At 44.5% G+C, this 25,354-nt stretch carries 25 protein-coding genes; all 25 read left to right on the forward strand.

Annotated features, from left to right (window positions below; translation table 11 throughout):
- Window positions 1-6: 6 nt before the first annotated feature.
- The 25 genes from sdaAA (at window position 7) to dprA (ending at window position 25,309) form a co-directional block, all read left to right on the forward strand.
- Window positions 7-915, forward strand: a complete 909-nt coding sequence (sdaAA, locus tag ACIQ0H_RS01890; RefSeq protein ID WP_403410097.1) for an L-serine ammonia-lyase, iron-sulfur-dependent, subunit alpha — start codon at window positions 7-9, stop codon at window positions 913-915.
- Entirely contained in the window at window positions 896-2,944 is a 2,049-nt protein-coding gene (gene recG, locus ACIQ0H_RS01895) for an ATP-dependent DNA helicase RecG (protein ID WP_403410100.1), read from the forward strand. The genes sdaAA and recG overlap by 20 nt, the downstream gene beginning before the upstream one ends.
- Window positions 2,945-3,576: 632 nt before the next feature.
- Window positions 3,577-4,161, forward strand: a complete 585-nt coding sequence (gene fapR, locus ACIQ0H_RS01900) for a transcription factor FapR (RefSeq protein WP_403410103.1) — start codon at window positions 3,577-3,579, stop codon at window positions 4,159-4,161.
- Window positions 4,158-5,150 carry a phosphate acyltransferase PlsX gene (gene plsX / locus ACIQ0H_RS01905; protein WP_403410106.1) on the forward strand — a complete coding sequence of 331 codons (993 nt, stop codon included), beginning with the start codon at window positions 4,158-4,160 and terminating at the stop codon, window positions 5,148-5,150. The genes fapR and plsX overlap by 4 nt, the downstream gene beginning before the upstream one ends.
- The gene (fabD, locus tag ACIQ0H_RS01910) at window positions 5,147-6,091 is read left to right on the forward strand and encodes an ACP S-malonyltransferase (protein ID WP_403410109.1); all 945 of its coding nucleotides are present in this window, start codon (window positions 5,147-5,149) and stop codon (window positions 6,089-6,091) included. The genes plsX and fabD overlap by 4 nt, the downstream gene beginning before the upstream one ends.
- Complete coding sequence (fabG, locus tag ACIQ0H_RS01915; protein ID WP_403410112.1) at window positions 6,091-6,837, forward strand: 3-oxoacyl-[acyl-carrier-protein] reductase; 747 nt, start codon at window positions 6,091-6,093, stop codon at window positions 6,835-6,837. Before fabD ends, fabG begins: the two co-directional genes overlap by 1 nt.
- A 161-nt stretch (window positions 6,838-6,998) precedes the next feature.
- Window positions 6,999-7,235: an acyl carrier protein gene (locus ACIQ0H_RS01920; protein ID WP_203246195.1), complete on the forward strand. Its 237-nt coding sequence runs from the start codon at window positions 6,999-7,001 to the stop codon at window positions 7,233-7,235.
- A 232-nt stretch (window positions 7,236-7,467) separates the two neighbouring features.
- The gene (rnc, locus tag ACIQ0H_RS01925) at window positions 7,468-8,232 is read left to right on the forward strand and encodes a ribonuclease III (protein WP_403410115.1); all 765 of its coding nucleotides are present in this window, start codon (window positions 7,468-7,470) and stop codon (window positions 8,230-8,232) included.
- A gap of 2 nt (window positions 8,233-8,234) precedes the next feature.
- Window positions 8,235-11,792: a chromosome segregation protein SMC gene (smc, locus tag ACIQ0H_RS01930; RefSeq protein WP_403410118.1), complete on the forward strand. Its 3,558-nt coding sequence runs from the start codon at window positions 8,235-8,237 to the stop codon at window positions 11,790-11,792.
- A 91-nt stretch (window positions 11,793-11,883) separates the two neighbouring features.
- Window positions 11,884-12,888, forward strand: coding sequence for a signal recognition particle-docking protein FtsY (ftsY, locus tag ACIQ0H_RS01935; RefSeq protein WP_403410121.1), 1,005 nt, complete (start codon window positions 11,884-11,886; stop codon window positions 12,886-12,888).
- 69 nt (window positions 12,889-12,957) lie between these two features.
- The gene (locus tag ACIQ0H_RS01940) at window positions 12,958-13,293 is read left to right on the forward strand and encodes a putative DNA-binding protein (protein WP_403412315.1); all 336 of its coding nucleotides are present in this window, start codon (window positions 12,958-12,960) and stop codon (window positions 13,291-13,293) included.
- A gap of 14 nt (window positions 13,294-13,307) precedes the next feature.
- A complete protein-coding gene (gene ffh / locus ACIQ0H_RS01945) occupies window positions 13,308-14,663 on the forward strand; it encodes a signal recognition particle protein (protein WP_403410124.1) in 1,356 nt (451 codons plus the stop codon).
- A gap of 112 nt (window positions 14,664-14,775) precedes the next feature.
- Window positions 14,776-15,048, forward strand: a complete 273-nt coding sequence (gene rpsP / locus ACIQ0H_RS01950) for a 30S ribosomal protein S16 (RefSeq protein WP_342509413.1) — start codon at window positions 14,776-14,778, stop codon at window positions 15,046-15,048.
- Window positions 15,049-15,063: 15 nt separating this feature from the next.
- A complete protein-coding gene (locus ACIQ0H_RS01955) occupies window positions 15,064-15,297 on the forward strand; it encodes a KH domain-containing protein (protein ID WP_403410128.1) in 234 nt (77 codons plus the stop codon).
- Window positions 15,298-15,640: 343 nt separating this feature from the next.
- Window positions 15,641-16,156 carry a ribosome maturation factor RimM gene (gene rimM, locus ACIQ0H_RS01960; protein ID WP_403410131.1) on the forward strand — a complete coding sequence of 172 codons (516 nt, stop codon included), beginning with the start codon at window positions 15,641-15,643 and terminating at the stop codon, window positions 16,154-16,156.
- Window positions 16,156-16,884 (forward strand): tRNA (guanosine(37)-N1)-methyltransferase TrmD, encoded by a 729-nt coding sequence (trmD, locus tag ACIQ0H_RS01965; protein WP_403412318.1) that lies wholly within the window; start codon window positions 16,156-16,158, stop codon window positions 16,882-16,884. Before rimM ends, trmD begins: the two co-directional genes overlap by 1 nt.
- Window positions 16,885-17,024: 140 nt before the next feature.
- On the forward strand, window positions 17,025-17,369 hold the full coding sequence (gene rplS, locus ACIQ0H_RS01970) for a 50S ribosomal protein L19 (RefSeq protein WP_340738900.1): 345 nt from the start codon (window positions 17,025-17,027) through the stop codon (window positions 17,367-17,369).
- Window positions 17,370-17,469: 100 nt separating this feature from the next.
- On the forward strand, window positions 17,470-18,027 hold the full coding sequence (lepB, locus tag ACIQ0H_RS01975; protein WP_403410135.1) for a signal peptidase I: 558 nt from the start codon (window positions 17,470-17,472) through the stop codon (window positions 18,025-18,027).
- Between the two features lie 16 nt (window positions 18,028-18,043).
- Complete coding sequence (gene ylqF, locus ACIQ0H_RS01980) at window positions 18,044-18,907, forward strand: ribosome biogenesis GTPase YlqF (protein WP_403412321.1); 864 nt, start codon at window positions 18,044-18,046, stop codon at window positions 18,905-18,907.
- A 116-nt stretch (window positions 18,908-19,023) separates the two neighbouring features.
- Window positions 19,024-19,815 carry a ribonuclease HII gene (locus tag ACIQ0H_RS01985; RefSeq protein WP_403410138.1) on the forward strand — a complete coding sequence of 264 codons (792 nt, stop codon included), beginning with the start codon at window positions 19,024-19,026 and terminating at the stop codon, window positions 19,813-19,815.
- Window positions 19,812-21,731, forward strand: a complete 1,920-nt coding sequence (locus ACIQ0H_RS01990; protein ID WP_403410141.1) for a hypothetical protein — start codon at window positions 19,812-19,814, stop codon at window positions 21,729-21,731. Before ACIQ0H_RS01985 ends, ACIQ0H_RS01990 begins: the two co-directional genes overlap by 4 nt.
- Window positions 21,728-22,024, forward strand: a complete 297-nt coding sequence (locus tag ACIQ0H_RS01995; protein ID WP_403410144.1) for an EscU/YscU/HrcU family type III secretion system export apparatus switch protein — start codon at window positions 21,728-21,730, stop codon at window positions 22,022-22,024. The genes ACIQ0H_RS01990 and ACIQ0H_RS01995 overlap by 4 nt, the downstream gene beginning before the upstream one ends.
- Before the next feature lie 249 nt (window positions 22,025-22,273).
- Window positions 22,274-23,434, forward strand: a complete 1,161-nt coding sequence (gene sucC / locus ACIQ0H_RS02000; protein WP_403410146.1) for an ADP-forming succinate--CoA ligase subunit beta — start codon at window positions 22,274-22,276, stop codon at window positions 23,432-23,434.
- Between the two features lie 18 nt (window positions 23,435-23,452).
- Window positions 23,453-24,355 carry a succinate--CoA ligase subunit alpha gene (sucD, locus tag ACIQ0H_RS02005; RefSeq protein ID WP_403410149.1) on the forward strand — a complete coding sequence of 301 codons (903 nt, stop codon included), beginning with the start codon at window positions 23,453-23,455 and terminating at the stop codon, window positions 24,353-24,355.
- Between the two features lie 66 nt (window positions 24,356-24,421).
- The gene (dprA, locus tag ACIQ0H_RS02010) at window positions 24,422-25,309 is read left to right on the forward strand and encodes a DNA-processing protein DprA (RefSeq protein ID WP_403410152.1); all 888 of its coding nucleotides are present in this window, start codon (window positions 24,422-24,424) and stop codon (window positions 25,307-25,309) included.
- Window positions 25,310-25,354 lie beyond the last annotated feature (45 nt).

The following is a 25,354-nucleotide window of genomic DNA, read 5'->3' on the forward strand; positions in this document are numbered from 1 at the left end:
ACATACATGGATATTCTATTTGGTACGGTTAAAGAACTTGTAGCATTAGCAGAGTCACAACAGAAACCCATTTCAGAAATCATGATCGAACAAGAAATGCTGATTACGAAGCGGTCGCGGGAAGATATTATCGCACAGATGGATAACAATTTGACTGTGATGGAAAATGCGATTGAAAGAGGTCTAGAAGGTGTTCAATCGACATCCGGTTTAACGGGTGGGGACGCGGTACTTCTTCAAAACTATATAGCGACAGGAAAAGGTTTATCGGGCGATTTGCTGTTGGATGCTGTGAGTAAAGCGGTTGCCACAAATGAAGTGAATGCAGCGATGGGCACGATTTGTGCGACACCGACTGCGGGAGCTGCAGGTATTGTACCTGGCACATTGTTTGCTGTGAAAAATAAATTACACCCAACACGGGAACAAATGATTAACTATCTGTTTACGTCAGGTGCATTCGGTTTTATCGTTGCGAATAATGCATCCATTTCAGGCGCGGCAGGTGGTTGCCAGGCTGAAACAGGATCAGCAGGTTCAATGGCAGCAGCCGCTATTGTTGAAATGGCAGGCGGTACACCCCAACAAAGTGCAGAAGCGTTTTCCATTGTTATGAAAAATATGCTTGGGCTTGTGTGTGATCCAGTTGCGGGTCTCGTCGAAGTGCCTTGTGTTAAACGTAATGCAATGGGGGCGGCTAAGGCGCTCGTTGGAGCAGATATGGCGCTTGCGGGTGTTGTGAGTCGTATTCCGACAGATGAAGTGATTGAAGCGATGCATAAAATTGGTCAATCAATGCCTTCTGCGTTACGGGAAACAGCAAAAGGCGGTCTAGCTGCGACACCAACAGGAAAAGCGCTTGAGGCTAAAATTTTCGGTAAGGACAAGGCTGATCGTGACATCGTCACTTCATGATGCTGTCACGACGATAAAAGGAGTTGGGAAGTCGACGGGTGAACAGCTCGAAGCACTCGGCATCTCGACAATTCACGACTTTGTCATGACGTTCCCGTATCGTCATGAAGATTTTAGATTGAAAGATTTGACTGAAACACCACATAACGAACGGGTTACGATTGAAGGAAGGGTCGAAAGTGAGCCTTCCGTTCTTTTTTTAGGTAAAAGTAGGTCTCGTCTACAAGTCCGTCTTCTTGCCGGTAGGCATCTTGTGAAGGCGGTTTTTTTCAATCAGCACTATTTAAAAGATCGCCTCGCGCCTGGCATGATTGTTACGGTCACAGGGAAGTGGGATCGTGGTCGACAAGTGATTAATGTTAGCAATTTCAAAGATGGTCCAAAGACGGAACAAGCTGATTTTGAACCGGTTTACAGTTTGAAAGCTGTTATGCATCAAAAGACGTTTCGTCGTTTCATGCGCAACGCTTTGGACGCGGTTGCTGGACAACATGAAGAATCACTACCGGTAGATTTGCGTGAAGTCTATCGATTGCCTGGAATCGAAGAAGCGCTTGAAAAAATCCATTTCCCAACAAGTCCCCAAGACGTCAAGCATGCGAGAAGACGTTTTGTCTATGAAGAATTACTGATGTTTCAACTGAAAATGTTGGGTATGAAAAAAGCGCGTAAAGAAGCAGAACAAGGTGTTGCCGTTGATTATGATCTGGCTAAGGTGAAAGCATTCATTGAAAGTTTGCCATTTGAACTAACGGGCGCTCAAAAAAGAGTCGTGAATGAATTATGTGCAGAATTGAAGAGTCCAACTCGTATGAATCGCCTGTTGCAAGGAGATGTTGGTTCGGGTAAAACGGTTGTTGCGGCTATTGCTTTATACGCAGCCATCACAGCAGGTTTCCAGGGGGCACTGATGGCTCCGACAGAAATCCTTGCCGAGCAGCATGCGACTTCACTTGCGGAATGGTTGGAACCTCATGGGGTTACAGTTGCATTTTTGGCGGGTTCAACCAAAGCGAAAGCAAGAAGAGCTTTGCTTGAACAGCTAGAATTGGGCGAGATTGACTTGTTAATTGGCACGCACGCACTGATTCAACCAGATGTTATTTTTAGCAATCCAGGATTAGTGATAACGGACGAACAGCATCGTTTTGGTGTCGAACAACGGCGGATTTTACGGGATAAAGGATTAAATCCGGATGTCCTATTTATGACTGCAACGCCTATTCCGAGGACGCTTGCCATCACTGCGTTTGGTGAAATGGATGTGTCGATTCTCGATGAATTACCTGCTGGAAGGAAGAAAATCGAGACGCATTGGCTGAAGGAAGATTCGCTTCTTCCCGTTTTACGCAAGATGGAAAATGAGCTAAGTGCGGGACGACAAGCCTATGTGATTTGTCCGTTAATAGAGGAGTCCGATAAATTGGATGTTCAAAATGCGGTCGATGTTCATGGGCAATTGTCCACTCATTTCGCTGGTAGATACACGGTTGGCCTTATGCATGGCCGTCTTCATGCAGATGATAAAGATGACATTATGCGGGAGTTTAGCGATGGAAACATCAATATCCTTGTCTCAACAACTGTTGTAGAAGTCGGTGTTAACGTACCGAATGCGACATTTATGCTTATCTATGATGCGACGCGGTTTGGTCTAGCTCAGCTCCATCAACTTAGGGGGCGTGTAGGACGTGGGGCAGATCAATCCTATTGTGTTTTGCTGGCTGATCCGAAAACGGAGGAAGGCAAAGAACGGATGCAAATCATGACAGAAACGAATGATGGTTTTGTCTTGGCGGAAAAGGATTTGGAATTAAGGGGAACGGGCGACTTCTTTGGCAGAAAGCAAAGTGGAATGCCGGAATTCAAAATAGCAGATCCTGTTCACGATTATAGGGCTCTTGAAACCGCGAGGAAAGACGCAGAGCGATTATTAGCGTCTAATCATTTCTGGGAAGATTCGGAGTATGTTACGCTCAGGTCGCAACTTGAATTGTCGGGTGCTCTAAGTATGGAGAGATTGGATTAATAGAGTTGTACCGAGTGTGGAATTCTTCTCTGGGAGCATCTAAATGGCGCCTTCCGCATTTTTATTGTGTCTAGCTGTAAGGCGCCAGATGCTCGGGTCATAAGCTGTTTTGGCTGTGCGGCAAAAGGCGCCGCTTCGCCAAAACATCTTATGCCTGTCGCGGGCCTACAGGATGTAGGTTACGAAACCGTTGCCGCAGGACGCGGCGAGTTTAGGTTTCGTTCCATAAAACGGTCGTCTCCGCATTTCTATGCTGTCTAGCTCCAGGCGCCAGATGCTCGGACATAAGCCATCTCGCCCATGAGGCAAAGTACGCCTCGAAAGGCAATTTGTCTTATGTCTGCCGCAGGCCTACAGGATGTAGGTCACGAAACCGTTGCCGCAGGACGTGGCGAGTTTAGGTTTCGTTCCATAAAACGGCGCCTTCCGCATTTCAATTGTGTCTAGCTCCAGCGGCCAGATGCTCGGGTCACTTCGGTCTTGCTAATAAAGGCAAAAAGCGCCTTTATTTTCAAGCCCTCCAGTGCCTGTCGCATCTATTCAGGCCGCTTCCGCATTTCTATGCTTGCATTCTCTTTTCGGTCTTTATATACTACTATTAGTACCAAGTGCTAATCCGGAAGGTGAAATGATTGAGAATGCCTAAAAAGGAACGGCAACGACAGCTTGGATTGTTGCTCGAAGAAAACCCATTCTTGACGGATGGGGAATTATCGGAACATTTTACCGTAAGTGTGCAAACGATTCGATTGGATCGACTTGAAGGTGGCATACCCGAACTAAGGGAACGGTTAAAAACAGTTGCAACGCGTACGATGAAAGAAGAAGTGAAGTCACTTCATTCCGATGAGGTTATTGGGGACATAATAGACATTGAACTTGATAAAAAAGCGTTATCCATTTTTGATGTTACGAAAGATCATGTTTTCCAACGCAATGGCATCACGCGTGGTCATCATCTTTTTGCCCAAGCGAATTCACTGGCAGTTGCTGTGATGGATGATGATTTGGCTTTGACTGTGAAATCGACTATCCATTTCTTGAAACCTGTCAAAGCAGGGGACAGGGTCGTGGCGCGCGCTGAAGTGAAAAAAGAAAGTTTATTGGAAAAAAGGACGCTCGTTGAAGTTGTTTCGACAGTCGGTGATGAAACGGTATTCACGGGAGAGTTTTATATGTACCGGACGACGGATAGGAAGCGAGTGGAATCCATATGATTATTGCGCTAGATGGAATGGGCGGCGATCATGCGCCGGGTGAAATTATTGCCGGGGCGTTAGAAAGTCTTGCTGCATTTGATGATATTTATATACATATTTTTGGTGATGAGCAGGCGATGTCACCTTTTCTACAACAACATGAACGCCTAAAAGTTATTCATTGTACAGAAAAAATTGAAGCGGACGATGAGCCGGTTCGTGCAATCCGTCGAAAAAAAGACGCATCTATGGTTAGGATGGCGCAAGCAGTTAAAGATGGCGAAGCGGCGGCGTGCGTATCAGCGGGTAACACGGGTGCGCTAATGGCGGCAGGTTTGTTCGTCGTAGGTAGGATTGACGGCATTGAGCGCCCTGCTCTTGCCCCGACACTCCCGACGGTTGATGGACAAGGGTTCGTCATGCTAGACCTTGGTGCTAATGCAGATGCCAAACCCTCACAACTTGGGCAATATGCGGTGATGGGAAGCATTTACGCTGAAAAAGTACGGGGCATCGACAATCCTCGTGTGGGCTTACTGAATATTGGAACTGAAGAAGGTAAAGGTAATGACCTGACGAAGGCAGCATTTACCGTTCTTTCGGAAGCTCCGATTAACTTTATCGGCAATGTAGAATCACGTGATTTATTGACCGGCGTGGCAGACGTTGTGGTTACAGATGGATTTACGGGGAATATGGTTTTGAAAACGATTGAGGGGACCGCGCTTGCTTTCTTCACGATGCTGAAAGAAGTGTATGGTACTTCATTGAAAACAAAATTAGCTGCGGGACTTGTGAAAGATGAATTGCGCGGATTGAAAACAAAAATGGATTACACGGAATACGGTGGAGCGGGGTTATTTGGCTTGAATTCCCCGGTGATTAAAGCGCATGGATCTTCGAATGCCAATGCCATTTTGAATGCAATTCGGCAAGCAAGAACGATGGCGCAATACGATGTTTGCGGAACAATCCGCGAAACGGTAAGAAAGGCGGACAGTCAATGACGAAAGTGGCATTTATCTTCCCTGGACAAGGCTCACAAACTGTTGGTATGGGGAAAGAATTGGCGGCAACTGATGGCAACAGTAACCTTTTTTTAGAACAAGCAGATAGCGTCCTTGATTTTCAACTAAGCGAACTCATTATGGAGGGACCACAAGATGAATTGACGCTAACTTATAACGCGCAGCCTGCGCTACTTACGGTTGGATCGATGATTTCGGCGAGATTAGTTGAAGCGGGGATTACGCCGGATTATACTGCTGGTCATAGTCTTGGCGAGTACACGGCATTAGTTGCCTCAGGCGTCCTATCATTTGCAGATGGCGTGTCCGTTGTTCGGAAGCGTGGATTGTATATGAACGAAGCTGTTCCAGCGGGCGAAGGAGCAATGGCGGCTATTTTGGGGCTTGATGGTGATAAGTTGAAAGCAGTGACGGATTCGATTACGGCGGAAGGCTTTGCCGTTCAACCAGCTAATTTGAACTGTCCTGGACAAATTGTTATTTCGGGTACGAAAGCAGGCGTCGAAAAGGCATGTGTCCAGTTAAAAGAAGCGGGTGCGAAACGGGCTATTCCTCTCGATGTTAGTGGGCCGTTCCATTCATCGCTCATGAAGCCAGCTGCAGAGAAGCTACGAGCAGCATTGGATGATGTGACGATGCAAGAAGCAAGTATTCCGGTCATAGCCAATGTCAATGCATCGGCAGTCACTCATTCCAATGACATAAAAGATTTACTTGTTGAACAACTGTATTCTCCAGTTCTATGGGAAGATTCGGTTCGTACATTGCTTGAACTAGGCGTCACGCATTTCATCGAATGTGGCCCGGGTAAAGTACTGAGCGGACTTGTTAAAAAGATTGATCGTAGTGCGACAATCCTACCAGTTTATGATGAAGAGACATTACAAACTGTCATCGAAGCGTCGAAGGAGTGGTCATAATGGGGAAGTTTGAAGGGAAAGCGGCAATCGTCACAGGTGCGTCACGCGGAATTGGTCGTGAAATTGCGTTACTTCTTGCGAAGGAAGGCGCACGTGTTGCAGTTAATTATAGTGGTAGTAAGGACAAGGCTGATGAAGTCGTCAATCTTATTGTGGAGTCAGGCGGTGAAGCATTCGCCATCCAAGCGGACGTTTCGAATGCTGACAGCGTAAAAGCTATGGTTGATCAAACGTTAGAGACATTTGGTTCGATTGATATTCTCGTAAACAATGCGGGGATTACAAGAGATAATTTGCTTATGCGGATGAAGGATGACGAGTGGGATGATGTGATCAGCATTAATTTAAAAGGTGTCTTCCTTTGTACGAAAGGTGTCACGCGCCAAATGATGAGACAGCGTGCTGGTAAAATTGTCAATGTGGCATCGATCGTCGGAGTGTCTGGCAACGCGGGGCAAGCGAATTATGTCGCGGCAAAAGCGGGTGTTATCGGCTTTACGAAGACGGTTGCCAAAGAGCTTGCTTCACGTAACATCAACGTCAATGCAGTGGCACCTGGCTTTATTACAACGGATATGACAGATGCGTTGAATGAAGATGTGAAAGGTCAGATGCTATCGACTATTCCCCTCGGTAAGTTGGGAAGTCCAGCAGATGTAGCAAAAACAGTTCTGTTTTTATTGTCAGATGATGCAGCTTATATTACAGGACAGACTATCCATGTTGATGGTGGAATGGTAATGTAATAAAGGTAGTTGCATTTATGGTGTTCAGCTCCGGGCGCCAGCTCCTCGGGTCATAAGCCGTTTTGCTGTGGGGGCTGAAGAACGCCATCCTCGCAAACCGTCTTATGCCTGTCGGAGCTAGACGGCGCCCTACGCATTTCTCTTGAAGGGAGGTGACAAATTTGTCAACAGTACTTGAACGTGTAACGAAAGTAATCGTCGATCGCCTTGGTGTCGACGAGAGTGAAGTTAAATTAGAAGCTTCTTTCCGTGATGATCTAGGCGCTGATTCATTGGACGTCGTAGAACTTGTTATGGAATTAGAAGATGAATTCGAAATGGAAATTTCTGATGATGATGCTGAAAAGGTGACGACTGTAGGAGATACAGTTTCGTATATCGAATCAAAAATCAATTAATAGACATTCCACTTGAGGCGTTTTCATCCTTTCGTTATTGAAAGGATGAAAACGTCTCTTTTCGGGTTGACTTCGGCGAATGTCATAGATTTTAAGAAAGTTAATTGGGCAAGCTTAATTCGAAATGTGTACACAAAAACGTATTGGCGAATTTAAACATAAATCTTTTTTGCACAAAGCACGTGAAAAGGGTAAAATTATATGTATTATGGACTGAAAGGCAGAATCGGTTATGAACACTAGACGAAATAATGGAAGAACTAGTACGGCAACACTCCCGATTGCAATTCGCAATAAATTTGATGAGCTGCAAAATCGGTTGGATATACCCTTCAAAAATCATGCATTACTGTACAATGCCTTCACGCATTCATCTTATGTGAATGAGCATCGAAGAAAAAATTTCACTGATAATGAAAGACTTGAGTTTTTAGGAGATGCAGTACTCGAACTGGGCGTGTCGCGGTTCCTTTATTCAACTGAACCGGGCATGAGCGAAGGAGAACTGACGAAATTGAGGGCTGCAATTGTTTGCGAACCTTCCCTTGTGAAGTTTTCTAGCGAGCTCGAATTTGGGAATTATATCCTCCTAGGGAAAGGCGAGGAACAAACAGGTGGACGGATGCGCCCAGCACTTCTAGCGGACGTATTTGAGGCATTCATTGGTGCACTGTACATAGACCAAGGAATGGAAGCCGTCGTCCCTTTTCTTGAAAAAGTTGTTTTCCCAAAAATCAGTCTCGGTGCTTTTTCGCATGTGATGGATTATAAAAGTCGTCTACAGGAAATTGTTCAGCAGAAGAATAATGGGCAATTGCAATATGAAATTATTGAAGAAAAAGGCCCCGCACACGCGAAAAAATTCGTGACGGTCGTTCGTCTTGGAGAGACTGAGCTTGGAACAGGTCTTGGGAAGTCGAAAAAGGAAGCCGAACAGGAAGCAGCTCGTCATGCGATTCAAGAACTGAAGAGTCGACAAGCTGAAGGAGAGAACTGATTGTGTTTCTAAAAAGACTTGAAATTATGGGATTTAAATCGTTCGCTGAACGGGTTGGCGTAGATTTTGTTCCAGGTGTAACAGCAGTTGTCGGTCCGAATGGTAGTGGAAAAAGTAATATTACAGATGCCATCCGTTGGGTGCTTGGCGAACAGTCTGCCAAATCGCTTCGTGGTGCGAAGATGGAAGATGTTATATTTGCGGGCAGTGATACTCGAAAACCGCTAAATTTTGCAGAGGTTACGCTTATTCTTGATAATAGCAAAGGACTTTTCCCTCTTGATTACACAGAAATCAGTGTCAGTAGACGCGTGTTCCGATCAGGGGATAGTGCATATTTGTTAAACGGCCAACAATGCCGCTTAAAAGATGTCAATGATGTCTTTATGGATTCGGGTCTTGGAAAAGAAGCCTTTTCGATTATTTCACAAGGTCGTGTCGATGAGATTCTGAATAGCCGTCCGGAAGACAGAAGAAGTATTTTTGATGAAGCGGCTGGCGTACTGAAGTATAAAACTAGAAAAAAGAAAGCGGAGCATAAGCTGTTTGAGACGGAAGATAACTTGGACCGTATTCTCGATATTTTGAAAGAGCTTGATTCTAGGATGGCTCCGTTACAGAAAAGTGCGGAAGCAGCCAAGCAACATCAAGTGCTTTCGGAAGAAATACGTGAGACGGACGTTTTCTTACTCAACTACGATGCACAAAATCTTCGAAATGCCATCGTTCGTAAATCAACAGAGGCTGAAAAGTTCCAAAAGGACTCTAGTAGCCTTGAAACTCAAACGAAGATTGCGGAGGAAGAATCCGCAAGTTTAACCCAACAGCTCGCGGTAATCGATGATCAACTGGATGTCTTGCAGAAGAAACTCGTTGAAGCGAGTGCGGAGACGGAGAAGTGGGAAGGTAGGCGTCTACTCTCGCTAGAGAAACGCCGTAATACTGACCAACAGCTTGAAAGAATTCAACAAGAGCTTGCTGAAGCTGCTAAGGACAAGTTGGCGCTTGCGGTAAAACTTTCGGCAGCTCGTGGGAAATTAATTGCATCAGAAACGGCTTATCAACAAGTGTCTGTTGAAATGGATGGCATTTCCCAAATTTTAAAGCGCTCTGTCACAGAGACGGAACAGGAAATTGAAGAGCTAAAATCAACCTATATCGATCGTTTAAACGAGGAAGCAACTATCCGCAATGATTTGAAGCATATCGAGGAGCGTCTTGAAGGGGAAAGAACTTCATCTGAAAAAATTTCACAACAGACTTCCATTTTGAAAGAGAGATTTCAAGAACTAAAGAAAGAAAAATCGGTCAAAGTGGCTGCGTTAGCTGTGTTGAAACAGCAATTAACGCAGGCTGACTCGTCTTATCGTGAAATGACTTCAGCCTTACGGAAAGCAGAGGATGACCTTCAGGTACAGCAAGAACTCGTGCAAAAAGCGCTTAATAAGCAACATGAGATGCGTGGTAGAGTACATGCGCTTGAAAGTATGGAAGCGGATTTTTCTGGTTTTTATTCCGGTGTAAAAGAAATTCTTGTGGCAAAAAAAGCCGGTAAATTAGCGGGTATTGATGGGGCGGTGGCGGAACTCATTTCCGTCGACAAAGGCTATATTAAGGCGGTAGAAACAGCACTTGGTGGCGCTATGCAACATATCGTAACAGCGACTGAGCTGGAAGCGAGAAAAGCGATTGCTTATTTAAAGGCGAAGAATGCTGGTCGAGCGACGTTCTTACCGAGAGATGTCATGAAATCTCGGAAAATCCAACCGTCATCTTTGCATGCTGTGGAACAACACCCGGAATTCCTAGGTACTGCGGACCGTCTGGTGCAGACTGATGCCGCCTATGCAATCATTACTGAAAACTTACTGGGCAATACGATTGTTGCCAAAACGCTTGCAGGCGCATCTGCTATCGCGAAAGCACTTGGTTATCGTTTCCGTGTCGTAACGATTGATGGAGATATTGTCAACGCTGGCGGTTCACTTACGGGGGGCGGTGTCAAAGGACAAGCATCCGTTTTCACACGAAAAGCCGAGCTCGAAACGCTGCAGAAGCAACTTGCACAGATGGCCGAGTCAATCAATTCTGCCACAACGACCATTGGTGATACGAAAATGGCTGTTGCGAAAAAGTTACATGAAGCCGATCAACTACGGAAAATAACGGATGGCCTACAAATCGACATCGCGACAGCAGAGTCAAGTGTACGTGAGACAGAAATTGCTATTAAATCAGTTGAAGCCGATCTTGCATCGACTGATTTAGGGAGACGTGGTGCTGAACATACCGGCTCCGAATTATTAGATAGAAAATCGATGTTGCTAGAAAATCATGCGCGAGTAAAAAATAACTTGGACATGATTCAGTCAGAAGTGACCACGCTAGAACGTCTCGCCTCCAATTGGAGGAACGAAGAAGCAACCTTGACAAGTCGTTATAATGAATTTCGGGAACAGGCGGCTATTTTACGTGAACAGAAAACACATCAGCAATTATCTATTGATGAACTGGAACGTACTTCTAGTCAAGTTGAGCATAAGATTGTGTCGTTAGAAGAACAAATACAATATTTTGCAGGTGATGAAGAAGGCCGCGAGCTGACGGCTGAAGAAATTGTTGAGCATATTGAAAAGGCATCTTCCGATAAGGTTACGGTTGAAACGGCCATTGTGACGGGGAGAGAAACTCGTTCGGTACTCTCCAGTCAACTAGAGGAAAAAGCTCTACACCTTCGACAGCTCAGAGAACAGTCGGGAGAAGCTGTATCTGTATTGAACGGCCTATCTGTAGAAATCTCGCGCCTGGAAGTGAAATATGAGGCGGTTACACAACGTCTGTTAAGTGACTATGGTCTGTATCCAGATGAGGTCATTGCAACTGATTTTGATGAACAGGGTACAAGGGAAACGGTCGAGGATTTGAAACGGCGACTGGCGGCCCTAGGTCCTGTCAATCCCGGTGCTATTGAAGAGTTTACAGAAGTATCTGAGCGGCATACGTTCTTGGATGAGCAACGTAACGACTTGATTGAGGCCAAAAATACGTTACATGAAGCGATGTCCGAGATGGATCTCGAAATGACGATGCGCTTCTCAACAACATTCAACGCCGTTCAAAGTCGTTTTAGGCAAGTGTTCAAGGAGATGTTTGGGGGAGGCGATGCAGATTTAGTCCTCACGCAACCCAATAATCTACTAGAAACAGGTGTAGAAATCGTTGCACGTCCACCTGGTAAGAAGCTGCAAAACTTGAGTCTGTTGTCAGGTGGCGAACGAGCATTGACTGCGATTGCTTTGCTGTTCTCCATTATCGAAGTTCGGCCAGTGCCATTTTGTATTCTGGATGAAGTGGAAGCAGCACTCGATGAAGCCAATGTCATCCGTTACAGTAAATATCTGAAGAAATCTTCGGAGAAAACGCAGTTCATCGTCATTACACATCGTAAAGGGACGATGGAAGGGGCTGACGTACTTTATGGAATCACAATGCAAGAATCAGGCGTATCCAGACTTATTTCGGTTAAACTGTCTGAGGTGCCGGAAGAAGCAATGATGTAACTTCTTTTAATTGCAATCCTCCGTTGCGCAAGTGCAATTCAAAATTAAGTTGCATTTGCGCTGGAGCTTAATCGATAAGGAGCGGATTATCATGTCATTTTTCAAGAAATTAAAAGAGAAAATCACGGGTACAAACGAAGCGGTAACAGAGAAGTTTAAAGACGGATTGGCGAAGACGCGCGATACGTTTACCTCAAAAGTGAATGACCTGGTTGCTCGTTTTCGTGTAGTAGACGAGGAGTTCTTTGAGGAGCTAGAAGAATTGCTGTTGCAAGCGGATGTTGGTTTTGAAACGGTTATGGAACTGATTGATCAACTGAAGCTTGAAGTGCAACGGAAAAATATTAAGGATACGGCAGGTATTCAATCGGTTATTTCGGAAAAACTTGTCGAAATTTACGAAGCTGGAGAAAAAATTGACAGCAGCCTTAATATTCAGGAAAACGAACTATCTGTCGTGTTAATGGTTGGAGTGAATGGTGTCGGTAAAACAACAACGATTGGGAAGTTGGCGGCACGGCTGATGGCAGAAGGTAAAACGGTTATGCTGGCAGCTGGCGATACGTTCCGGGCAGGCGCTATCGATCAGCTCGTTGTTTGGGGCGAGCGTGCAGGTGTCGAGGTGATTCGGCAATCGGAAGGTTCTGATCCGGCTGCAGTGATGTACGACGCCATTCGCGCAGCGAAAAACCGCAGCGTTGATGTCTTGATTTGTGATACGGCAGGAAGGCTTCAAAACAAAGTAAACTTGATGAATGAGCTTGAAAAAGTGCATCGGGTCATCAGTAAGGAAGTGCCGGGCGCCCCGCATGAAGTGTTACTGGCTCTTGATGCGACGACAGGACAGAATGCATTGGTCCAAGCACAAACATTCAAAGAAGCGACAAACGTTACAGGTATCGTCTTGACGAAACTGGACGGCACGGCGAAAGGCGGTATCGTTCTAGCCATTCGTAATAAATTGAATATCCCTGTAAAATTTGTTGGCCTTGGTGAGGGTGTAGACGATCTACAGCCGTTTGATCCAGAAAAGTACGTCTACGGCCTTTTTGCTGATGGTTTAGAATTAGAAGAGCAGAATGATGAAGACAAGTAATTTAGCTTGACAGTATACAACTGTCATACTATGATGACATAGGAAGAAACAAGCGGAGGAGGCAAGACTATCGTGCTTGCAAAAACGACACGCATTAACTTCCTCTTTGATTTTTATCAGTCATTATTGACGGATAAACAGAGACTTTATATGCAATTATATTACTTGGAAGATCTTTCGCTCGGCGAGATTGCAGGAGAATACGGCGTATCACGACAAGCTGTCTATGATAATGTGCGTAGGACTGAAGCGATGCTCGAAGACTATGAAATGAAGTTAAACTTGTTTTCGAAGTTTCAAAAGCGGTTGGAAATTGTAGATCGTTTGGAACAGCTCATATCCGATACGGATGAACAATCGACAACGATAAAAGAACTGTTGATTGAACTAAAAGATCATGAGTAGAGGAGGCTCTGTGCATGGCATTTGAAGGTTTAGCCCAGCGCCTACAAGGGACGCTACAGAAAATAACGGGCAAAGGTAAAATCAGCGAAACAGATGTCAAGGAAATGATGCGTGAAGTGCGCTTCGCACTCATTGAAGCCGACGTCAATTTAAAAGTTGTTAAAACATTTGTTAAAACAGTAAGTGAACGAGCTGTCGGTCAAGACGTTATGAAAAGTTTGACACCTGGTCAACAGGTTGTCAAAATCGTTAAAGATGAACTAACGAACTTGATGGGCGGCGAACAGAATCCTATTCAGTTTGCCCGAAAATCTCCGACAGTCATTATGATGGTCGGGTTACAAGGTGCAGGGAAAACGACAACAACTGGGAAATTGGCAACCGTTCTTCGTAAACGGCACAACAAAAATCCACTTCTTGTAGCGGCGGACGTTTATAGACCAGCAGCAATACAACAATTGGAAACACTTGGGAAACAGTTAACGGTGCCAGTCTTTGCGCTTGGAACTGACGTATCTCCTGTTGAGATTGTTCGTCAGGCACTAGCGGAGGCGGAAAGAGAACATAACGACGTTGTCATTATTGACACCGCAGGGCGACTTCACGTTGATGAGGTGCTTATGCAGGAACTTCAGGATATCCGGGACCTCAGTAAGCCGGAAGAAGTGTTCCTTGTCGTAGATGCAATGACAGGACAAGATGCAGTAAACGTCGCGCAGAGTTTCAATGAAACCGTTGGTATCACGGGCGTTGTCCTAACTAAACTGGATGGAGATACTCGAGGCGGTGCCGCACTATCGATACGTTCGGTCACTGAAAAGCCTATTAAGTTTGTTGGGATGGGCGAGAAAATGGATGCGCTTGAACCGTTCCATCCGGAGCGCATGGCATCCAGAATTCTTGGGATGGGCGATGTGATGTCGCTGATCGAGAAAGCGCAAGAAAATGTTGATGAAGAAAAGGCAAAAGAACTTGAACAAAAGTTCCGAACGCAATCATTTACGCTCGATGACTTCCTTGATCAGCTCCAGCAAGTGAAAAAAATGGGGCCGCTCGATGAATTATTGAAGATGATGCCGGGTGCCAATAAAATCAAAGGGCTCGAAAATGCCAAAGTTGACGAAGGACAGATGGGGCGCGTCGAAGCAGTCATCCGATCGATGACAACGGCGGAGCGCACTACACCTGAAATCATCAACTCAAATCGCCGTAAGCGAATTGCTAAAGGGTCAGGGACGTCCATTCAGGAAGTCAACCGACTACTGAAGCAATTTGAGGATATGAAAAAAATGGTTAAGCAAATGTCTAACATGCAACAAAAAGGCAAAAAGAAAAATAAAATGCCTGGATTTGATTCGTTTTTTAGATAAAAACCACGTTTTCTAAAAGAAATTCAAGGTGTTAAGAAAAAACACTTTACAAACATCAAAAAGCTTGATAATATACTATCTTGTGTGAAACTATTCGGAGGTGCAAGAAAAAATGTCAGTAAAAATTCGTCTTAAACGTATGGGAGCAAAGAAAACTCCTTTCTATCGTATTGTTGTAGCAGATTCACGTTCACCACGTGATGGTCGTCAAATCGAAACAGTTGGTACTTACAACCCACTTACAAAACCAGCGGAAGTAAAAATCAACGAAGAACTAGCACTTAAATGGCTTCAGGATGGTGCTAAACCTTCTGATACAGTCCGTAACCTGTTTTCTGACCAAGGTATCATGGAGAAATTCCATAACGCTAAACACGGTAAATAATCAGGAGGGGTGTCCATGAAGCAGCTGATTGAAACAATCGTTCAACCGTTAGTCGATTATCCCGGGGATGTCCGGGTTGCAATGGATGAGCACGATAATCGTGTCATCTACAAACTATCCGTAAATCCTGATGATATGGGGAAAGTAATCGGAAAGCAGGGGCGTGTAGCGAAAGCGATACGCACAATTGTTTATTCGGCAGCAGGCAGTCACCACGGTAAAAAAGTGTATATTGATATTATAGATTGAAAGGGAGGGAGCTTATGTTCCTTCCCTTTTGTCTATGATTAGGGAATAATAAAATCCCGAACTGAGGGTAAGTTGATATTGAGCTAGTTCACGTCTAGGCTTCTTGCGCCGGACGCTTGGGTCATAAGCCGTTTTGGCTTTGAGGCACTAGCGCCTCGTAGGCCTACAGGTCGCTGCAGGACGCGGCGACCTTAGACTACCTTCCTTTATCCGTCTTATACCTATCACCGGCCTACAGGATGTAGGTCGCATAGCCGTTGCCACACGACGTGGCGAAATTAGGCTTTGTTCACTTCCAGGCGCCCTGCGCTTATGCTCATTAAAAATAAAGGATGGTGTAAATATGCAATGGTTTAACGTAGGAACAATCGTCAATACACATGGTATCCGCGGAGAAGTTCGCGTGATCTCACGTACGCATTTCCCGGAAGAACGTTATACGGTAGGCAACAAGCTGTCCCTTTTCATGCCAGATAGCAAAACACCAATTTATTTAGTAGTGGCGAGCCATCGTCAACATAAGAACTTCGATTTATTGACGTTTGAAAATCACTTTAATGTCAACGATGTTGAAAAGTATCGCAATGGCGTTTTCAAAATCGCGGAAACTGAACTTGGTGAACTAGATGAAAATGAATTTTACTACCATGAAATCATTGGTTGCACAGTTGTTACAACCGAAGGTGTCGATATCGGTAAGGTGACAGATATTCTTGAAACGGGTGCTAATGATGTCTGGACAGTAACGCCAGAAAAAGGAAAGCCTCATTACATTCCTTATATTGAAGATATCGTTAAAGAAATCGATATTGACACAAAGAGAATTGTCATCGACCCAATGGAAGGCCTTCTGTCATGATGAAAATCGATGTATTATCATTGTTTCCGGAAATGTTTGAAGGGGTGCTTCATTCATCCATTATGAAGAAAGCACAAGCAAATGACGCGGTGACTTTCGAGGTCACTGATTTCCGTGACTATTCTACGGACAAGCATCACAAGGTAGATGATTACCCGTATGGCGGTGGTGCAGGTATGGTACTCAAACCAGAACCGCTCTTCGCGGCTGTAGAAGCATTGTCGGAGGGGCTTGAAAAGAAACCACGTGTCATTCTGATGTGTCCACAAGGTGAACGGTTTACACAGAAGAAAGCTGAAGAACTTTCTGCTGAAGAACATGTCATCTTCATTTGCGGTCATTATGAGGGCTACGACGAGAGGATACGTCAGCATCTAGTGACGGATGAATTATCGATTGGTGACTTCGTGCTAACAGGTGGAGAGATTGCGTCGATGGCTGTCATTGATAGTGTTGTTCGTTTGTTGCCGAATGTACTGGGCAATGCAGATTCGCCTGTCCTCGATTCGTTTTCAACGGGATTACTCGAACATCCGCAATACACACGACCGGCCTCTTTTAACGGCTTGGAAGTGCCGGAGATATTATTGTCTGGCAATCATGCTAAAATCGAACAATGGCGTGAAGAACAATCGCTTCTTCGGACGTTTGAACGGAGAAAAGACTTGCTTGAGGATGCACCGTTAACTGATCATCAGCGTAAATTGCTCCAGCAATTAAATCAATAAAAAGAAATTGGATAGCCTTGCACCACTTTGCCCTTTGTGATATTATCTAGTATGTACTTCAAAATGGGGTACATACTGACTGATGTTCCGCTGCAAAGGCAAGAGATGTAAGAACGTCTGTGGAGAAGGAGAGAAAAAATATGCAACAACTAATTGCAGATATTACAAAAGATCAGCTTCGTGCAGATCATCCATCATTCCGTGCGGGAGACACAGTTCGTTTGCACGTGAAAATTGTAGAGGGAACGCGTGAGCGTATCCAGCTATTTGAAGGCGTCGTTATCAAGCGTCGTGGAGGCGGAATCAGTGAAACTTTCACAGTCCGTAAAATCTCTAACGGTGTAGGCGTTGAACGTACATTCCCTGTACACACACCAAAAATTACATTACTTGAAGTTGTTCGTCGTGGTAAAGTACGTCGTGCGAAATTGTACTACCTTCGCAGTCTACGCGGAAAAGCTGCACGTATCAAAGAACTTCGATAATACAAAGATGCGGGAGGCCTTTCAAACGGCCTCCTTTCTTTTTGCCTCAAAAATGAATAGACTGTACAATAAGAGGATAAGTATGTGGGGGGCTTAGTCTATGAATGAACAGAAGAAGAAAAATGAAACATGGGAATGGACGAAGGCGCTGTTAATCGCGTTCGGTCTTGCAGCTATCATTCGTGTATTCCTTTTTACGCCGATTGTCGTCGATGGAGAATCGATGATGCCGACGCTTGAAAATGGCGACAAAATGATTGTCAACAAAATCGGTTACACAATAGGGAAGCCAGATCGCTTTGATATCGTTGTGTTCCATGCGCCTGAAAAGAAGGATTACATCAAACGGGTCATTGGACTTCCGGGGGATCATGTCGAGTATCGCAATGATGTTTTGTACATTAATGGGGAGCCGTTTGAAGAGCCGTATCTAGATCAGTACAAAGCGGAAATTGCGGACAGTACGCTAACCGAGGACTTTACGCTTGAAGAGAAAATCCAAAGTGCGACGGTCCCGGAAGGGCATGTATTTGTCCTTGGGGATAATAGAAGAAAAAGTAAAGACTCCAGACATATTGGAGCCGTAGCAATTGATGAAATCATTGGCAATACAAATTTTGTATTTTGGCCAATCAAAGATTTTGGAATTGTTGACTGAGAAAGGTGCTAATGGTATGACGATTCAATGGTTTCCAGGCCATATGGCGAAAGCACGCCGAGAAGTAACAGAACAGCTAAAGCTAGTAGATATCGTTTTTGAATTGATTGATGCAAGGCTTCCGCTGTCATCTAGGAATCCGATGATTGACGAGGTCATCCATCAGAAACCGAGATTACTCATTTTGAATAAAATGGACCTCGCAGATGAAACGGAGACTGCGCGTTGGATTCGCTATTTTGAAATGCAAGGAATGCGTGCAGTTGCTATTAATTCATTTGAAGGGAAAGGTCTTCAGACGGTTATAAAGGCTGCGAAAGAAATTTTGGAACCGAAGCTAGAGAGAATGCGCAAAAGAGGCATCCGTCCAGGTGCAATCCGAGCAATGATTGTCGGGATTCCAAACGTAGGAAAGTCTACTCTAATCAATCGACTTGCCAAGAAAAACGTTGCTAAAACAGGAAACACGCCAGGTGTTACTAGAGCCCAACAATGGATTAAGTTTGAAAAAGAACTTGAGCTATTAGATACACCAGGGATTCTTTGGCCGAAATTTGAAGACAAAGAAGCAGGTTATAAGCTGGCACTTACAGGTGCTATCAAAGACTCAATCGTGAATATGGAAGACTTGGCCGTCTACGGACTACGTTTTCTAGAGACGAATTATCCCGATCGATTATCGGAAAGATATGGCCTAACAACAGTGGGTGACGATATCCTTCAAGTTTTCAATCAAATCGGTTCACGACGCAAGGTATATACAACGGGTGGGGAAGTTGAATATGACAAAGTAGCAGAGTTGATCGTCCGCGATATACGCAACGAATACCTCGGTAAACTAACATTTGACTTCACGGCCGACCAACTTCAAAATGACTAAGCCGATGCCGATGCGGATATTTTCCGTGGCAATCGGCTTTTCTATATATAGGGGTCTAAAACGGATTGGACTAGCCGATATATGAAGTAGAAGTACATGAAATCGAGTGCTGGAAGGTGACCCAATTGACAACAATTAAAGAGATTGTAGAGAAATTGAAGATGGCTGAAGAGGCTGAACCGTGGATGGAGGAACTTGCGCAAGATTCCCGCGCGGGTGTAAAAAACGCATTGGCTAGATGGCAGCGTCAATACGACAAGCGAAAAATAATCCTTCAGGAACATATGGCGAAAATAGCGTTTGACAGGTCGTTTGCGCCGTTTGAAGGAGCGCTGGTTGCTGGGGTTGATGAAGCGGGTAGAGGCCCATTAGCGGGTCCTGTAGTCACAGCAGCAGTCATTTTGCCGCAAGAAGTCCCGGAGTTAGTTGGGCTAGATGATTCAAAGAATATCTCGAAGACGGAACGACAACGCCTTGCGGAAATCATCCGCAACGTCGCGATTGCTTATTCAACACATATCCAATCAGCTCGTCGCATTGATGAACTAAATATCTACGCTGCGACAAGAGAGTCCATGGAGCAAGCGGTAAAAACACTTGAGACCAAACCTGCCTTTGTCATTGTTGACGCGATGTCCCTCAATGTGGATTGCCCCACTGAGTCCGTTATCAAGGGTGATGCTCAGAGTCTAGCTGTTGCGGCAGCCTCCATCATCGCGAAAACAACAAGGGACGCGATGATGGATGATTTACATAATGACTTCCCCGTTTATCACTTTGGGAAAAATGCAGGGTACGGCACAGCTGAGCATGTTGAAGCCCTTCAGGAGCATGGTCCATGCGAACACCATCGTACAAGTTTTGAACCAGTCAAATCGATGATAGCGGAAGGGAGAAGTGGCCGATGAACTTTCAAACGACAGCATTAGCCGGACAAATGGCGGCAAGTGCTGTCCAGAGCAAACCCCTTATCATGAATGAAGGACAGATGTTTCACGGGCAGATCAAACAACTTTTCCCAGGACAAATGGCAGAAGTGCAAATTGGTAACCAAAAATTAATTGCCAAACTCGAAGTGCCGATGAAAGCGGGCGACTCGTATTACTTTCAAGTGAATGCGATGAAACCAGAACTTCAGTTGAAGATTATCTCGGGACCAACCAAAGCGTCAGAAGGGCAAGCGCGTCAGTTAAGTAGTCTGATGGATGCGATGCAATTACCGAAAACAGCCGAAATGCAATCATTACTTGCATTTGTCGTGAAAAATAAAATACCGATGACTAGGGAGAATCTGATAGAAGCAGAAAGGATGCTCAAAAGTGTTTCGGCAGCCGCTAGGAATGAGGCGCTTGCCTCGATACAGAAAATGGTGGATTTAAAATTACCGTTTACCGACACTATTTTCCGCTCGTTGTTAGGGGTTGAAAATAAAGAAGGATTACACACTGTTCTGCTAGCGCTCAAAAATGTATTGGCTACCGATACGAGCATTTCATCCCAGGCGAGGAACGCTATACTAACTGCACTTGATAAGATGGAGAAACCTTTGGCGCAGGCAACAGGAGGCGCCCTCCTCGGACAATCACTGGTGACCCTTCTTGATGATGCAGAACGTCCAGAAAACAAGTTTTCTATTCTGCAACTGTTAAAAAACGGGGATATTTTACCACGACAAACATCGCTTGCGAACTTACAACAAATCTTGACTTCAATATTGACGAACAGCGGGGCAGCGCGCCCAGGGGCTATCGCGCAAGCATCGCAATCGATGCAAGAAATAGCGAGTACCCTTAAACAAGTGGAACAGACATCGCCGGGACAGTTAAAAGGGACAATCGAAACATTAAAAACGCTTCTTTCGGCTGAACAATCGATGAATAGTGCGCAAAAATCTTCACTAATGACAATTCTTGACCGTCCTATTGGTTCGCAACCAGCTACTGAAACGGCAACGAAATTGGCTCAAGAGTTAAGTCAGGCGCTCGTGCGGGTGGCGGCTGGAAATGCAGTTACTATGCCGTTACAGACGAATACCTTATCGCAGGGCACTACAGATCAATTGCTTACGTTACTGGGTCAACCTGTACAGGAGCAAAGATCTGAAAAGTTGTCGACTTTGCTAAGAACCGCTGAACAATCTAATAACGTCGCTATTCATAAAGCATTACAAGTAGCTGAAGCAGCCGTTGCATCCGCAGTTGACGGAAAAGCGATGAAAGAGGCATTGCAAACGGTTATTCGCTCGTTTGGACTCAATTACGAGGCAGGGCTTCTTGGTAAAGAGGCCGATGTTGGACGTCTTGCGGAATCATTGAAGCCGCAATTACTTGCATTAATGCAAGACCTTTCTGTATCGCCAGCTCTACGTGAAGCTGCGGAAACGGTCGTTATGCGGATGAATGGACCACTTTTGCAATCAGGTGAAAATGGTGTTCAACACCAGATCGTCATGCAAGTACCGCTCGAATTTTTCGGCAAGCGCATAGAAGCAACATTACAGTGGAATAGTCGCATGAAAGACGATGGTAAAATCGATCCCGGTTTTGCCCGAATTCTCTTTTATCTTGATCTTGAATCTATTGAAAAGACAGTGATTGACATGCAAGTTCAGAACCGTGTCGTGTCGGTGACGATTTTTAATGCGAATGACACGCTTAAGACGGTCGGCGCACCGCTCCAGCACAGGTTAAAAGAAGGGCTTGAGTCTGTTGGCTATAAATTGTCAGCAGTATTCTTCAAAAACTTCGTCGAAGAAGAAAAAAATGTATTGAATAAAAACAAAAATATTACAACGGATAAACAAGGAGTTGATTTTCGTATATGACTCTTGGGAAGCAGGTCCGAAAAGAAGCAGTAGCTCTTTCTTATGATCCGAATTCGGCTAATGCACCGAAAGTAGTGGCGGCAGGGAAAGGGAAAATTGCTGAGAATATCGTGGAAAAGGCAAAAGCGCATGATATACCCATACAGGAGGATTCTAGTCTTGTTGAAATCTTAGGGCAATTGAACATTAATGAATCGATTCCAGAGGAGTTATATCTAGCAGTTTCTGAAGTTTTTGCTTACGTTTATCAAATCGATCGCCAACATGGATTGAAAATGAAAAAAGAATTTTGACTTTAGGCTTATTCAGCATAATCTCGGGCTAAATAAGCTTAAAGGTATCCCTAGGCATAAGATGTATATTTTACCAATAAATTTCTGTCGAGTAAAATCGGAAAAAAACGCGGGATGAAAACATCAAGATATATCTAAATATTACAAATCACTTTATTCGAAATTCAGTTGTGGACATTGTATGACATGTTTACTACAATGATGAAGGCAAGTAAATTATGATATACAAGTTCGATTGGAGGACATAAGATGAATATCCATGAATATCAAGGTAAACAGCTACTTAGAGAATATGGTGTAGCTGTTTCTAAAGGTCTTGTTGCTTTCACTCCTGAAGAGGCAGTTGAAGCAGCGAAAGAGCTCGGTACGGACGTCATCGTTGTAAAAGCACAAATCCACGCAGGTGGCCGCGGGAAAGCGGGCGGCGTTAAGATTGCAAAAACTCTTGACGAAGTAAGTGCTTATGCAAAAGAATTGATCGGCAAAACGCTTGTAACACACCAAACAGGTCCAGAAGGTAAAGAAGTGAAACGTCTTCTTATTGAAGAAGGATCTGACATTAAGAAAGAATACTATCTTGGACTTGTTCTTGACAGTGGAACAAGCCGTGTAACTCTAATGGGTTCTGAAGAAGGCGGAATGGACATCGAGGAAGTTGCGGAAGCAACACCTGAAAAGATTTTCAAAGAAGTCATCGACCCAGTAGTAGGATTGACTGGATTCCAAGCGCGCCGCATGGCATTCAACATGAATATCCCTACACATCTTATTAATAAAGCAGCGAAATTCATGCTTGGATTGTATCAAGTATTCGTAGAAAAAGACGCATCTATCGTTGAAATTAACCCACTTGTTGTAACAGCTGGGGATGACGTACTTGCGCTTGACGCGAAATTTAACTTTGATGACAGCGCTCTATACCGTCACAAAGACATCCAAGAACTTCGCGACTTTGATGAAGAAGATTCAAAAGAAATCGAAGCTTCAAAGCATGGCCTAAGCTACATTTCCCTTGATGGAAGCGTTGGTTGTATGGTTAACGGTGCAGGTCTTGCAATGGCTACAATGGATACAATCAATTACTTCGGTGGTTCACCAGCTAACTTCCTTGACGTTGGTGGTAGTGCAACGGCTGAAAAAGTTACAGAAGCATTCAAAATCATCCTTTCAGATTCAAACGTTAAAGGAATCTTTGTAAACATTTTCGGTGGCATCATGAAGTGTGACGTTATCGCTGAAGGTGTTATAGCTGCGTCTAAAGAGGTAGGTCTACAAGTGCCACTAGTTGTTCGTTTGGAAGGTACAAATGTCGACAAAGGTAAAGCTCTATTGAACGAATCAGGCTTGAACATCATCGCTGCTGATACAATGGCAGACGGTGCTAAAAAGATTGTTGAACTCGTAGGTTAAGAAAGGCAGGGACAAACGATGAGTATTTTTATTAACAAAGATACAAAAGTAATCGTACAAGGAATTACAGGTGCTACAGCACTTTTCCATACACAACAAATGCTTGAATACGGCACGAAAATCGTCGGTGGTGTTACGCCAGGTAAAGGCGGAACAGAAGCGGCAGGAGTACCTGTTTTCAACACAGTTGAAGAAGCTGTCAAAGCAACAGGCGCAAACGTTTCAGTTATTTATGTACCTGCTCCATTTGCAGCAGATGCAATCCTTGAAGCTGTAGACGCTGAATTGGAAATGACAATCTGTATTACAGAGCATATTCCAGTATTGGATATGGTCAAAGTTAAGCGTTATATGGAAGGCAAGAATACACGTCTTGTCGGCCCGAACTGCCCTGGTGTTATTACAGCAGACGAATGTAAAATCGGCATCATGCCTGGTTACATTCATACAAAAGGTCATGTTGGCGTCGTTTCACGTTCAGGTACATTGACGTATGAAGCAACACACCAATTGAGCCAAGCAGGAATCGGTCAAACGACTGCTGTAGGTATCGGTGGAGACCCAGTAAATGGGACAAACTTTATCGATGTATTGAAAGCATTCAACGAAGATCCTGAAACATATGCAGTTGTCATGATCGGTGAAATCGGTGGAACTGGTGAAGAAGAAGCCGCTGAATGGATCAAAGCAAACATGACGAAGCCTGTAGTTGGCTTCATCGGTGGACAAACAGCTCCTGAAGGAAAACGTATGGGCCACGCTGGTGCCATCATTTCTGGCGGTAAAGGAACCGCTGCTGAAAAAATCAAAGCACTTAACGCTGCTGGCGTTGAAGTTGCAGACACACCATCTGTTATTGGTGAAACACTTATCAAAGTTATTAAAGAAAAAGGTCTATACGAAAAGTGTAAAACACATTAATATGAAAGGTGCAGCGTGTATTTAAACGCGCTGCACCTTTTTTATATATACAAAAGGAGGAGTTGGATGGAACTAACGGACACAGAAAAACGTCTCCTGGCGCTGCACTATGTATTTCCGGTACCGTTGAACAGATTGAATCGGCTTTACGAGAAAGACCCCAATCTCGAAAAGTTGTACACGTACCGCGCGAAAGAGTTGGTCGACTTGCTTAATATATCATTAGCCAAGGCTATTCAATTGAAGGAAAACTTGCAGCAAAATATCATGACCCCATATGATAAACTATATGAACGGCATGCAATTACCCCTATCCCGTTCTCAAATCCCTACTACCCTGATAAGTTACGCGTACTCATTGATCCACCAGCCGTCCTGTATACGAAAGGTGATCAGCGTTTACTGATAGAACCGATTAAGATTGCCATTATTGGCTCGCGGAAAGCGACAGCTTATTCCGAACGAGCTATGTCACTTATTGTGCCGCCTCTCGTGCAAAATGAGATTGTTATCGTTTCTGGACTGGCAAAAGGCGCAGACACGATAGCGCATAAGTCAGCTATTGAATTTGGCGGTAAAACCATTGCTGTCCTTGGACATGGGCTATTCCATCTTTATCCGAAAGAGAATCAGGGTCTTGCAAAAGAAATGGCAAAGAATCAGCTGTTACTAACGGAATATCCGCCGTATGTAAAGCCGGAACGTTGGACTTTTCCGATGCGAAATCGCATCATAAGTGGTTTGTCGGATGCTGTCGTAATTACTGAATCGGCAGATAAAAGCGGCACAATGAGCACGGTCGAACATGCACTCGACCATGGAAAAGATATTTTTGCAGTTCCGGGGCCCATCACATCTGAACTATCCGCGGGACCAAACAAATTGCTAGATGAGGGTGCAAAGCCTGTTTGGAATGGTTTTCAAATTGTCGAAACGCTCTTTTCCTACTACTAATTAAAACGCCTTCTTATTGAAAAGGTTGCTTTTATTTGAGATCTG

The organism is Sporosarcina sp. NPDC096371 (assembly GCF_044762865.1).
Taxonomy (GTDB): domain Bacteria; phylum Bacillota; class Bacilli; order Bacillales_A; family Planococcaceae; genus Sporosarcina.